This is a genomic window from Pseudomonas sp. AC239 (assembly GCF_979258545.1).
In genome coordinates this window covers 4,612,844-4,625,270 of sequence record NZ_OZ409864.1, presented here as the reverse complement: position 1 = coordinate 4,625,270, position 12,427 = coordinate 4,612,844, and the positions used below count along the sequence as shown (strand labels likewise).

Sequence of the window (12,427 nt, the reverse complement as noted above, 5' to 3'; positions counted from 1 at the left end):
GCATTTGTGACCTCAAGGTTCGCCCTGCACAAGTCAGCGGATCGGCTAATCTGCCGGGTATAACAACAATACCTACAGGTGAAACGCATTGAGGCAGACCACCGAGGCATTCCGCAGCCGCTATCGTGCGGCCATTCATCCTTTGTACAACCCGTGGCTGCATGGCGCGTTCGTGTTGCTGTTCGGGATTCTCGCGATCGCTGCGTTCTGGCACACAGTGCAATCGCTGACTTGGCTGGAATGGCTGACCGTGCCGCTGAGCCTGCTGTTGTTCAACTTCGGCGTGTACATGGTCCATCGCCATTTGGGCCATCACAAAAAAACCTTCGCAAAGATGTTCTACGCGCGGCATGCCGGCGACCATCACAGCTTTTTCGTCCCTGGCCATATGACCTACGACAGCGCGCGGGACTGGCGGGTGATTCTGTTTCCAGCCTGGCTGATCGTCATTCATACGCTGGTGATCACGCTGCCCCTGTGGTGGCTGCTCGCGCAGGTCAACGCGAATGTCGCCGGGCTGTTCGCCGGGTGCATGGTGCTTGGCTATCTGCTCTACGAAGTGTTCCATGCCTGCGAACATTTGCCGCCGCAAAATCCGTTGACCCGGTTGCCGTGGATCCGCCAGATGCGTCGTCTGCATGAACTGCATCACCGCCGCGAGCGCATGCAGGAGCGCAATTTCAACATCGTTCTGCCCTTGATGGACTACCTGTTCGGCACGCTGTACCGCGAGCCGGAACCCGCCCCTTTGAGTAATTCGCAAATGCCCATGACGCGCATGCAGCACCAGATCGATATCGCCGGCGAGCCGGTCGCCGTGCTGGCCTATGCCGCCAGCGTTAGTCACTGGCCGGACTGGCATCCCTCCTCATTGAAGATTGACGGTCCGCAAGGACCGCTGCATGCCGGTGCGCGGTTCGAAGAGGACATCCATGCCGGTGGACGGGCCGGCCATTTGCGTTGGGAGGTCACTGAATATCTGCCGGGTCGGCGTTGGTGCGCACGGGCGCAAAGTGATCAGGGCCTGTCGCTACAGCTGACTTACGAGTGTTCGGCGGAGGCTGGCAGCACGCGTTTCGTGCGCACACTGGAATATCGCTTCGACGGCTTGCTCATACGCCTCGCCAATCGCCTGTTGCTCAAGCGTCGCATTGAACGCGAGTCTGCCGCGTCCATGCTTGCCCTGCGCGACACGACCGCGCAGTACATCGGCGCGGCGAGGGCCAGCGCGTGAAATTACGTTATGTGCTGTGCCTGCTGATCGCTCTGGTCATCGCCTTCTTGCTGTTGCTGCCGACCAAGGTCGAACCGGTGGCCTGGACACCGCCACCAGCGCCGTCATTGAAAGACGGCATCTACGCGGACAACCAGCGCCTGAAAGCCGTGGCAAAGGTCGGGCCGAGCGACATCGAAGGGCCTGAGGCGCTGGTGCTGGAAGACGAATTCCTCATCACCGGATTGCATGACGGCCGGCTCATCCGCAGCAGCCTCGACGGCACGCAGCGCAAGGTTCTCGCCGACACCGGCGGCCGCCCGTTGGGCCTGGCGCGTCATCCGAACGGCATGCTGGTGATTGCCGACGCGGTCAAAGGCTTGTTGTCCCTGGATGCACAGGGCCGCGTGATCCCCTTGACCACCGAAGCCAATGGAGTGCCATTTGGCTTCACTGATGATGTAGCGGTCGACAAGTCAGGCCACTATGCCTATTTCAGCGATGCCTCGAGCCGCTGGGGCTACGGCCATGACGGCGAGGCAATCATCGAACACGGCGCCGATGGGCGCCTGCTGCGTTACGATTTTCAGAGCGGCAAGACCAGCGTGCTGCTCGACAAGCTGCAGTTCGCCAACGGCGTCGCCCTGGGCCCGGACGAAGCCTACGTGCTGGTGAACGAGACCGGTGCTTATCGCATCAGCCGCTACTGGCTGAGCGGGCCGAAGGCAGGCACTAATGATGTGTTCATCGACAACTTGCCGGGGCTTCCGGACAACCTCTCGTTCAATGGCAGCAATCGCTTTTGGGTAGCGTTGTACGCGCCGCGCAACGCGTTACTCGATGGCACGGCGCAGCACCCGTTCGTACGCAAGATGATCGTGAGGGCGTTGACGATTCTGCCCAAGCCTGTGGAGAAGCGCGGATTCGTGCTGGGGCTGGATCTGGACGGCAAGGTGATTGCCAATCTGCAGGATGCGAGCGAAGGCAATTACTCGCCGATTACCACCGTGCGCGAGTATGGGCAGTGGTTGTACTTTGGATCGTTGAAGGCCACGCATATGGGGCGGATGGGGTTGGATTCGGCGCTGAAGTGAGCCTGAGGGATGTGCATGGAATGGACTGACGCATTCGCGAGCAGGCTCGCTCCCACAGGGGAAATGCCTTTCAATGTGGCAGCGAGCCTGCTCGCGAAAGCGGTCTGTCAGTTGCTGGACCGGTCGAACTTCTCCGGATCTTCATCTTCCGGCAGTTCTTTCACGGTTTTTTCCGGATGCGCAGTGGTATGCGCCGGGCTGTTCGGTTCAGGGCGGGTCGGAATCGGGTCGAAGCCGCCCTGCTCTTCACTGGGGAATTTCGGATCGTTCATGAGGCACCTCGCAACGAGTCGATGGTTTGCAGACTCTGCACATTGGAGGTGCCGTGGGTGGTCGCCGTTCCCTTCGGATGGCGACCACGGGTCAGGTAATTACTGACCGGTCAGCGGCTGCCCGGCCAACCGGGCGACGATCTGCTCCTTGACGATCACGCGCTTCTCTTTGAGCTTCTTCAATTCGTCGTCACTGGGGGCGTCTGACTGGGCGTTCTCGGCCTCGACCACTTCAGCATCCACCTCGAAATACTTGTTGAGCAGCGAATCCAGCTTCGGATCCTCGGAGCGCTTTTGCTCGATCTCATCCTTCTTGCAACCCAGGTCCTGATACAGATCATGTGAAACCGGCATGAAACACCTCCATCAAATTGATCGACAACCAGCGCGACCGATGCGCTGACTCTTTATCAGCATGGCCTTGCGCAACAGCTTCTGTCGACACCCTGTCAGACCAGCGGTTGCCGTTCGTCGCCCTGTCGTAAATGCGATAAAACCTTTGGCTGGTGCGCTCGCTCCATTGGATAACGCTCACAAAAACCTGCGTGGAGATACCCAATGGACGGATTCAACCTGCGTCATCTCGCTCTGGCTGTTGCACTGTCTGCCGGTATGGGCAGCGCCTTTGCCGCGACCGACAACGATTTTGTCGATAACGCCGCCGCCGGTGGCATCGCTGAAATCGAAACCAGTCGCCTGGCCTTGGAAAAAAGCCAGTCTGCTGACATCAAAGCCTTTGCCAACCAGATGATCACCGATCACAGCAAGGCCAACGACGAGCTGGCGGCAATTGCCAAAGCCAACGACATTGAGGTTCCGGACACCACTACCCTGGTCAAACAGGCCAAGGAAAAGATTCTCGACATGCGCGATGAATCCTTCGATGCGGCCTACGCTAACAACCAGGTCATGGCTCACCAGGAAACAATCGAGCTGTTCAAGAAACAGGCGAACACCGTGACCGATGACAAGACCAAAGGTGCTACGGAGCTGAAAGCGTTCGCGCAGAAAATGCTGCCAGCGCTGGAAAAACACTTGGCCCATGCCAAAGAGCTGCAAGCCAAACACCCGAGCAAGTAACCGCCCGGCAATAAAAAGGCCGCATCCTTCGATGCGGCCTTTTTGCGTTTCAGCGATCAACCGCCATCGGTATCGATATCGGCATCGGTGCTTTCGCCCGGTTCAGGACGGTCCGGGTCAGGCTTGAAGCCGGGGCTGAACTCGTTGTTGTTGTCATTGTGATGCTGCTTCTGATCGACCTCGGCAGCCGCGCTGTCCGCCTGTCCTTCTTCAGCCGGCGCGGGGGTATTTTGCCCCGGTGTCTGCGGGTCGATGGCGGGGTCGTTGCGGTTAATTGACTCTGAGGACTGATTTTGCTGTTGCGGCGCTTGCTCGTTCATATCCACCTCATTCATAGTCCTGCCTCCTTCTTCCAGCACGACTGGAAAACGTCGGGCATGCAGATTCGAAGCCTGACGCCGCAGATTCGTTCAAAACATCGTTGCCTGCTGCCACGCCGACTAGAGTTAGCGGGGCGTTCGACGCGACAGGCGGAAAAATTCGCCGCTGGGTGAACAACTATTTCAAGCGGCGAATGTCAGTCAATTCGCGCCGGTCATTTCGCTGAGCCGGCACCAATACGTAACGGAGCGACACGCACATGGCAGCACTGCAGAACAGCACAGTTGTAGCAATCAAGAACAACCAGGCTCAACTGTTGAGCGAATGGACCAAACGCCTCGAAGCCAGCGGCGCCACGCGCAATCTCAAGGAGCACGACCTCGCTCAGCAAACCCGTGACTTGCTGAGTTTGCTGCTGGCCGGTCTGGAAAACGGCAACGGCAGCAAGATTGCCGCCGCAGGCTGGGAAGACACCCGTCAGTTTCTTGAAAAGCTGTCGCAGAGCCGCGCCCTGCTCGGCCAGGATTCCCAGCAAACCGCCAACTTCATCTTCGCCCTGAAGGGCCCGTTGTTCGCCCTGCTGCAAAACCATTATCAGGACCAGCCGGCACTGCTCGCCGAGCAACTGCTGGAAGTTTCCGAACTGCTTGATACGGTCGGCATGCACACCATCGGCACCTTCCAGAAATCCCGCGAAGCGGTGATCAAGCGTCAGCAGGAAGAGCTGCTGGAACTGTCGACGCCGGTGGTCAAGCTGTGGGATGGCGTTCTCGCCCTGCCAATGATTGGCACACTCGATTCGCAACGCACCCAGGTAGTCATGGAATCGCTGCTGCAACGCATCGTCGACACCGGTTCCGAGATCGCCATCATCGACATCACCGGCGTGCCGACCGTCGACACCCTGGTTGCCCAGCACCTGTTGAAAACCGTGACCGCAATTCGCCTGATGGGCGCTGATTGCATCATCAGTGGCGTGCGTCCGCAGATCGCCCAAACCATCGTTCACCTGGGTCTGGATCTGCAAGGCGTTGTGACCAAGGCCAACCTGGCCGACGCCTTGAAACTGGCCCTGACTCGCCTGGGCATCAGCCTCGGCAAAGCGGTCTGAGCCGATGGAACGTATTCCGATTCTTCAAATGGGCGATTTGCTGCTGGTGACCATTCAGGTCGACATGCACGACCAGCTCGCCATGACCCTGCAGGACGATCTATCCGAGCGTATCAGCCGGACCTCGGCGCGTGGCGTGCTGATCGACATCTCGGCGCTGGACATGGTCGACTCGTTCATCGGACGCATGATCGGCACGATTTCCGGTTTGTCGAAGATCATGGACGCCGAAACCGTGCTGGTCGGCATGCAACCGGCCGTGGCAATCACCCTTGTTGAGTTGGGCATGACCTTGCCGGGCGTGAGCACCGCGCTCAACGTCGAACGCGGAATGAAACTGCTGCAGGATCGAGTACGCCTGCAATGACCGTGCGCAGCAGCGGTACTCAACCCATCCTGATTGAACAGGACGTGGTGCTGGCCCGCCAGACCACGCGCAAGCTCGCCACCGAGTGCGGCATGCGGCTGATCGACCTGACCAAACTGGTCACCGCCGTCAGCGAGCTGGCACGCAACACCATGGTGTATGGCGGTGGCGGCGACATGGACTGGCAGATCCTCGAGGAAAACGGCCGGGTCGGCCTGCGCATTACCTTCCGCGACGAGGGCCCGGGCATCCCCGACATCAAACTGGCGATGACCGACGGCTGGACCTCCGGCAGCGGCCTCGGCCTGGGCCTGACCGGTGCCAAGCGCCTGGTCAATGAATTCGAACTCGACACTGAGCCCGGCAAAGGCACACGCATAACGATCACCCGATGGACATGAATATCGCTGGGTCGTTGACCCAGGTTTTGCCGATCGAGGACAGCAGCCAGATCGGTCACGCCCGACGCACCGCGCAGAAACTCGCCGAGCAGCACGGCTTCGACGAAAACGATGCCGGGCGCGTGGCGCTGGTCGCGACCGAACTGGCGAGCAATGTGCTCAAGCATGCCCAGCGCGGAGAGTTTCACCTGCGTGTACTGGCGCGGCCAGGCAACGCTTTCGGCATTGAAATGCAGACGGTAGACCGGGCTCAGGGCTTTGATCTGGATGCCTGTCTGGCGGACGGTTTTTCCACGGGCGGCACGCAAGGCATTGGCCTGGGCGCGGTGTCGCGGCAGACCAACGTCTTCGACGTCTATGCCGACCACCGTGGCGCCGTGCTGCTGGCGCGGATCTTTGCGCGTAGCGATCGTCAGGCCGATGTCCGCTTCGGCGTCAGCCAGCATTCGTTGCATGCCGATCCAGCCTGCGGCGACGTCTGGCACCTGGCGTATGAAGGCGCGCGGATCAGCGCGCTGGTGGTGGATGGTCTCGGTCATGGCGAAGACGCCGAGCGCGCAGGCCTGGCCGGGGCACAAGCATTCGCCCGAGCGCCGTTTGCCGACCCCGTGGTGTTGATGGAAGACCTGCATCAGGAAATGCTCGGCACCCGCGGCGGCGCCGTGGCCTTTGCGCAATTCGACAGCCAGCGCGATGGCCTGACGTTCGCCGGTGTCGGTAATATCGGCGCCAGCCTGCTCGACCCGGAAAAGTCACGCGGGCTGGCCTCGCATCCCGGCATCGTCGGCGGCCAGTACCGTAAAGCCAAACCTTTTGACTATGCTCACGTGAACGGACATTTATTGATCATGTACAGCGACGGCTTACAGTCCCGTTGGAACCTCAAAGACTACCCCGGTCTGGTGCATCGCCATCCCGCCGTGATAGCCAGCGTCCTGCACCGCGATTTCTGTCGTGGCCGCGATGACGTGACGGTGCTGGTCGTTGACCTGGAGGCCACCCATGGCTGAATCGGCAACCTTGAGCCCTGCAGAACAGGCGGCGCTCATCGCACAGTTGCAACGTGAAAACACTGCCCTGCGCGAAGAACTCGATGAGACCAACCAAGGCGTACTGGCGCTATACGCTGAACTCGACAACCAGGCAGACGAGTTGCGTCAGGCCTCAGATCTGAAGAGCCGCTTCCTGTCGTACATGAGCCATGAATTCCGCACGCCGTTGGGCTCGATTCTGAGCATCAACAGTCTGCTCGCTGACGAACTCGACGGCCCGCTCAGCCCTGAACAGCACAAGCAGGTAGCCTTCGTCAGCACCGCTGCCCGCGAGCTCAGCGACATGGTTGACGACCTGCTCGATCTGGCCAAGATCGAAGCCGGGCGCATCAGCATTTCGCCGGCCTGGTTCGACATGTTCGACCTGTTTTCGGCGCTGCGCGGGATGTTCCGGCCAATCGTCGATGCTTCGGCGGTGGATCTGATCTTTGAAGAGCCGCTGGGCCTGCCGCGCCTGTATACCGATGACAAGAAACTCGGGCAGATCCTGCGCAACTTCATTTCCAACTCGCTGAAATTCACCACCCGTGGCGAAGTGCGCGTGTCGGCGCGACTGGAAGGTGAAGACAAGGTGCGCTTTGCCGTCAGCGACACCGGCATCGGCATCGCGGCCGAGTTGCATGACACGCTGTTCGAGGACTTCTCCCAAGTCGATTCGCCATTGCAGAAGCGTCTGCGCGGCACCGGTCTGGGCCTGTCACTGTGCAAGCGTTTCGCCGCCCTGCTTGGCGGTGAAGTCGGGGTAGACAGTACGCCGGGCGTGGGCTCGACGTTCTTTGTCATCATCCCGCTGGCGATCGCTCTGGAGAACGTCGATGAATCGTGACATCCGCCTGTTGATCGTCGATGACAACGTCGCCACCCGTTACGCCCTGCGCCGACGCCTGGAGCGCCATGGCTACACGGTGCTCGAAGCCGGCACCGGCAGCGACGGCCTGGCCCTGATCGAGAGCGAAGCCCTCGATGCGTTGATCCTCGACGTCAACCTGCCGGACATGAGCGGTTTCGACATCGTCCGCCTGTTGCGCGCCGACCCGCGCACTGCGCTGCTGCCGGTGATTCATGTGTCGGCGGCGTCGATCCAGACCGGCGACATCATTACCGGCCTCAACGCCGGCGCCGATGCGTATCTGATTCACCCGGTCGACCCCGATGTGCTGCTGGCGACGCTGCGTACCCTGCTGCGGGTGCGCGACACGGAAAATGCCTTGCGCGAAAGTGAGGCGCGTTTCCGCGAGATTTTCGCTAACGTCTCAGCGCCGATCGCCGTGCTCGATGCCAATCTGAAAGTGCATGAATGCAATCACGCCTTTGCCCAGCTGATCGTCGATAACCGCGACCCGCAGGCGCTGCGTGAATGCTTCGCCGAAGATCAATGCTCGATCCTCGATGAACTGCGTCTGCGTCTGGTCGACGGCGAGCGCTGGAAAGGCACGCTGAATATGCGCGTGCAGGGTGAAATTCGCGAAACCGAATGGCAGATTTCGCCGTATCGCACGCCGGAACTGAGCCTGGTGTTCGTCGAGGACGTCACCGAACACCGTCGGCGCGAGCGTTCGCACCTCGCACGGCTGGATGACACCACCACGCAACTGGCCAAGGAAGTCGCGGAGCGTGTGCACGCTGAAGCGCAATTGCTGCAAGTGCAGAAAATGGATGCACTGGGCAAGCTCACCGGCGGCATCGCTCACGACTTCAACAACCTGCTGACCGGGATCATCACCAGTCTGGAGCTGATCCAGAAACGCGTGGCCGATGAACGTCTGGACAAGGTGCAGTTCTACACCGAAGCAGCGCTGAACTCAGCGATGAGCGCGGCCTCGCTGACCCATCGTCTGCTGGCATTTGCCCGTCAGCAGCCGCTCGATACACGGCCGGTGGACATCAACGAGCATGTTCGCTCGCTGGAAGAATTGCTGGTGCGCACCATCGGCGAGCGCATCACCCTCAAGCTGGAACTGACCAACAAACCGGCGATTGCGCTGGTCGATCCGGTGCAGCTGGAAAGCGCCGTGCTCAACCTGGTGATCAACGCCCGCGATGCCCTGCCCTCCGGCGGCAATATCTGGGTCAATACTTACGCCGCTTATTCCCACGGCGATCCGAATCTGGCCGATGGCGCGTACGTGGCGCTGTCGGTACGCGATGACGGCACCGGCATTGAACACAACGTGATCGACAAGGTGTTCGAGCCGTTCTTCACCACCAAGCCGCTGGGCCAGGGCACCGGGCTCGGCCTGTCGACGATTTACGGCTTCGCCCGTCAGTCCGGCGGTGACGCGCACATCCGCAGCGTCGCCCGCCGTGGCACCGAAGTGACCATCATGCTCCCCGGCACCAACGACCCGACCGGGGCCGACGCACCTGTGCCCGTGCCTGATGCCAAAGGCAGTGGTGAGCATGTGCTGATCGTCGAAGACATGGCCACGGTGCGATTGTTCGTCACCGAAGTGCTGGAAGACGCCGGCTATCGCTGCACGCAAGTGGCGGATATCGAATCGGCGCTGGAGCGCCTGCAGAACGACCCGTCCATCGACCTGCTGCTGACCGACGTAGGCTTGCCGCGCATGAGTGGCCGTGAGCTGGCGGATGTCGCCCGCGGCTGGAATGAAGGGCTGCCGATCCTGTTCATGACCGGCTACGCCGAAACCGCGCTCAACCGCCAGGTCTTCCTGGGTACAGGGATGGAAATGCTGGTCAAGCCGTTCCAGATCAGCGAACTGCTCGACAAAGTCCGCCGCACAATCGATGGCGCCTGAACTGGCGCCATCGCTGGCAAGCCAGCTCCCACAAGGGGCATCAGTGTGCGCAGATTTTCGGCAACAACTTGAATTCCTGTGGGAGCTGGCTTGCCAGCGATGGCGGCCAGCAAGGCGCTGCAGTTATGGGCTCAAAGCCCGAGCCAGAAACGGCGCAGTCTTGCTCTTTTTGCTCGCGGCGACTTTTTGCGGTGTGCCGGCGGCGACAATTCTGCCGCCCTGATCACCGGCGCCGGGGCCGATGTCGATCACCCAGTCGCTCTGCGCCACTACACGCATTTCGTGCTCCACCACGATAACCGTGTGTCCCGCCATCACCAGCGTATCGAGTTGTTCCAGCAACCGATCAACATCCCTCGGGTGCAATCCCGTGGTCGGCTCATCCAGCACATACAAGGTCGCGCCACGCTGACTGCGCTGCAATTCGGTGGCGAGTTTGATCCGCTGCGCCTCACCGCCGGACAATTCCGTGGCCGGTTGCCCGAGGCGCAGATAACCCAGACCAATATCGCGCAGCACTTCCAGCGAACGGCGGATTCCTGCCTGTTCGGCAAACACCGTCACCGCTTCATCGACTGTCAATTGCAGCACTTGGGCAATGCTCAATCCCTGCCAGAGGATCGCCAATGTCTGTGGGTTGTAGCGCGCGCCGTGGCAGGTCGGACATGGCGCATACACGCTGGGCATGAACAGCAGTTCCACACTGACAAAGCCCTCGCCCTCGCAAGTGGCGCAACGGCCCTTGGCGACGTTGAAGGAAAATTGCCCGGCGTCATACCCTGCCGCTTGCGCTTCGGGAGTCGCGGCGAACAGCTTGCGCACGTTGTCGAACAGCCCGGTGTAGGTCGCCAGATTGGAGCGCGGCGTGCGTCCGATGGGTTTCTGATCAACCTGCACCAGGCGCTTGATCGACTCCAGGCCGGCGCTGATCTGGCCGGTGCTGGGCGGCGGCGCGTCATCTTCCAGGCTCGATTCTTCTGACTCGGCCTCGGCCACCGGACGGCCCAACTGTGCGCCGACCAGTTCCAGCAACGCCTGACTGACCAGACTCGACTTGCCGGAGCCAGACACACCGGTCACCGAGGTGAAGCAGCCCAAGGGGAATTCGGCGCTGAGATTATTCAGGTTATTGCGCGTCACGCCGTTCAGCTTCAGCCACCCGCTCGGCTTGCGCGCGGTGCGCTCAGGGCGCTGGTTTTCGGCAAACAGATAAGCGCGAGTCTGCGAATCGGCAACATCAGCGAGTCCCGCAGGCGGACCGCTGTACAACACGCGCCCGCCCTTCTCGCCCGCTGCCGGGCCGACGTCGATCAACCAGTCGGCACGGCGCATGGTCTCGACATCGTGCTCGACCACAAACAAGGTGTTGCCGTCAGCCTTCAACCGTTGCAAGGCCTCGAACAGCGCCTCGCCATCCGCCGGGTGCAGACCGGCAGACGGTTCATCCAGCACATAGATGACGCCGAACAGCTGCGACCCCAACTGTGTGGCCAGGCGCAAACGCTGCAACTCGCCCGACGACAACGTCGGCGTACTGCGTTCCAGCGCCAGATAACCCAGGCCGAGATCGGTCAGGGTGCTGACCCGCTCCAGCAAATCCTCAGCGATGCGCTGCGCCGCCAAGCGTTTCTCCAGCGACAGGTTCGGCGTGTGGCGCACGTCCGGTGCGCTGGCATGACCGCTGGCGCCATGGGCGACCCGTTGCTGGCGGGCCTCGCGGGTTTGTGCATGGCTGAGGGTGTCGCCGTTCTCTTCGGCCTGTTCCAGATAATTTGCCGCTGCTACAGGCCGCAGCACTTCGGCCACTTGCAGCAACGGCATCTGCGACAGCTCACCAATGTCGTAGCCGGCAAAGGTCACCGACAACGCCTCGCGCTTGAGCCGCTTGCCCTCGCACAATGGGCACGGACTGCCGCGCATGAATTGCGAAACACGCTTCTTCATCAGCGCACTTTGCGAGTGGGTGAAGGTGTGCAGGATGTAGCGCCGCGCGCCGGTGAATGTGCCCTGATAACTCGGTTCCATCTTGCGTTTAAGGGCGACGCGGGTTTCTTCCGGGGTCAGCCCGGCGTACACCGGCACCGTCGGCGTCTCTTCCGTGAAGAGAATCCAGTCGCGCTGCTTTTTCGGCAATTTCTTCCACGCAATGTCGACGTCGATACCCATGGTCACGAGGATGTCGCGCAGGTTCTGCCCCTGCCACGCCAACGGCCAAGAGGCCACGGCGCGCTGGCGGATGGTCAGGTTGGGGTCCGGCACCATCAGCGCTTCGGTCACTTCATAGACGCGGCCCAATCCATGACACTCCGGGCAAGCACCCTGCGGTGTGTTCGGTGAAAAGTCCTCGGCATACAGCATCGGCTGTCCCGGCGGGTAACTGCCGGCACGGGAATACAGCATGCGGATCAGGCTCGACAGCGTCGTCACGCTGCCCACCGAGGAACGCGCGCTCGGCGTGCCGCGCTGCTGTTGCAGGGCGACGGCGGGCGGCAGTCCTTCAATGGAGTCGACATCCGGCACGCCAACCTGATCGATCAGCCGCCGCGCGTACGGCGCCACCGATTCGAAATAACGCCGCTGGGCCTCGGCATACAGCGTGGAAAACGCCAGCGATGACTTGCCCGAACCCGAGACGCCGGTGAACACCACCAGCGCATCGCGGGGAATATCGACATCAACGTTTTTCAGGTTATGTTCGCGGGCGCCGCGCACGCGGACCATGCCGGCGGGTGCTTTGGAATTGCGCTTGGAAGTCAT

Annotated in this window: 13 protein-coding genes; 9 read left to right on the top strand and 4 right to left on the bottom strand. The window is 61.2% G+C overall.

All coding sequences use genetic code 11. The annotated features are described in order from the left end of the window. Positions 1–88: 88 nt before the first annotated feature. Together ACZ0AZ_RS21225 and ACZ0AZ_RS21220 are read left to right on the top strand one after the other, a co-directional pair. The gene (locus tag ACZ0AZ_RS21225) at positions 89–1,234 is read left to right on the top strand and encodes a sterol desaturase/SRPBCC family protein (RefSeq protein WP_463538071.1); all 1,146 of its coding nucleotides are present in this window, start codon (positions 89–91) and stop codon (positions 1,232–1,234) included. Further along, a complete protein-coding gene (locus ACZ0AZ_RS21220; RefSeq protein WP_463538070.1) occupies positions 1,231–2,307 on the top strand; it encodes an SMP-30/gluconolactonase/LRE family protein in 1,077 nt (358 codons plus the stop codon). Before ACZ0AZ_RS21225 ends, ACZ0AZ_RS21220 begins: the two co-directional genes overlap by 4 nt. A gap of 107 nt (positions 2,308–2,414) precedes the next feature. On the opposite strand, the gene ACZ0AZ_RS21215 is transcribed toward ACZ0AZ_RS21220, so the two are convergent. Both ACZ0AZ_RS21215 and ACZ0AZ_RS21210 read right to left on the bottom strand, forming a co-directional pair. Next, on the bottom strand, positions 2,415–2,579 hold the full coding sequence (locus ACZ0AZ_RS21215) for a hypothetical protein (protein WP_165368399.1): 165 nt from the start codon (positions 2,577–2,579) through the stop codon (positions 2,415–2,417). Positions 2,580–2,678: 99 nt separating this feature from the next. Next, positions 2,679–2,933, bottom strand: a complete 255-nt coding sequence (locus ACZ0AZ_RS21210) for a DUF465 domain-containing protein (protein WP_039758660.1) — start codon at positions 2,931–2,933, stop codon at positions 2,679–2,681. A gap of 204 nt (positions 2,934–3,137) precedes the next feature. Here ACZ0AZ_RS21210 and ACZ0AZ_RS21205 point away from each other — a divergent pair, with 204 nt between their 5' ends. After that, entirely contained in the window at positions 3,138–3,659 is a 522-nt protein-coding gene (locus tag ACZ0AZ_RS21205) for a DUF4142 domain-containing protein (protein WP_039758662.1), read from the top strand. Between the two features lie 56 nt (positions 3,660–3,715). Here the strand turns inward: ACZ0AZ_RS21205 and ACZ0AZ_RS21200 are convergent, their stop codons facing one another. Further along, complete coding sequence (locus ACZ0AZ_RS21200; RefSeq protein ID WP_039758986.1) at positions 3,716–3,979, bottom strand: hypothetical protein; 264 nt, start codon at positions 3,977–3,979, stop codon at positions 3,716–3,718. Positions 3,980–4,239: 260 nt separating this feature from the next. On the opposite strand from ACZ0AZ_RS21200, the gene ACZ0AZ_RS21195 reads away from it, so the two are divergent. The 6 genes from ACZ0AZ_RS21195 to ACZ0AZ_RS21170 are packed head-to-tail and all read left to right on the top strand — an operon-like array spanning position 4,240 to position 9,670. Next, positions 4,240–5,091: an STAS domain-containing protein gene (locus ACZ0AZ_RS21195; RefSeq protein WP_039758664.1), complete on the top strand. Its 852-nt coding sequence runs from the start codon at positions 4,240–4,242 to the stop codon at positions 5,089–5,091. Between the two features lie 4 nt (positions 5,092–5,095). Then, positions 5,096–5,458, top strand: coding sequence for an STAS domain-containing protein (locus tag ACZ0AZ_RS21190; protein ID WP_016774466.1), 363 nt, complete (start codon positions 5,096–5,098; stop codon positions 5,456–5,458). Beyond that, entirely contained in the window at positions 5,455–5,859 is a 405-nt protein-coding gene (locus ACZ0AZ_RS21185; protein WP_016774465.1) for an anti-sigma regulatory factor, read from the top strand. The genes ACZ0AZ_RS21190 and ACZ0AZ_RS21185 overlap by 4 nt, the downstream gene beginning before the upstream one ends. Continuing rightward, complete coding sequence (locus ACZ0AZ_RS21180) at positions 5,856–6,869, top strand: ATP-binding protein (RefSeq protein WP_310405264.1); 1,014 nt, start codon at positions 5,856–5,858, stop codon at positions 6,867–6,869. The genes ACZ0AZ_RS21185 and ACZ0AZ_RS21180 overlap by 4 nt, the downstream gene beginning before the upstream one ends. Further along, positions 6,862–7,737 (top strand): sensor histidine kinase, encoded by an 876-nt coding sequence (locus ACZ0AZ_RS21175; RefSeq protein WP_039758669.1) that lies wholly within the window; start codon positions 6,862–6,864, stop codon positions 7,735–7,737. The genes ACZ0AZ_RS21180 and ACZ0AZ_RS21175 overlap by 8 nt, the downstream gene beginning before the upstream one ends. Next, positions 7,727–9,670, top strand: a complete 1,944-nt coding sequence (locus ACZ0AZ_RS21170; protein ID WP_310405017.1) for a response regulator — start codon at positions 7,727–7,729, stop codon at positions 9,668–9,670. Before ACZ0AZ_RS21175 ends, ACZ0AZ_RS21170 begins: the two co-directional genes overlap by 11 nt. 123 nt (positions 9,671–9,793) lie before the next feature. On the opposite strand, the gene ACZ0AZ_RS21165 is transcribed toward ACZ0AZ_RS21170, so the two are convergent. After that, positions 9,794–12,427, bottom strand: coding sequence for an excinuclease ABC subunit UvrA (locus tag ACZ0AZ_RS21165; protein ID WP_129998563.1), 2,634 nt, complete (start codon positions 12,425–12,427; stop codon positions 9,794–9,796).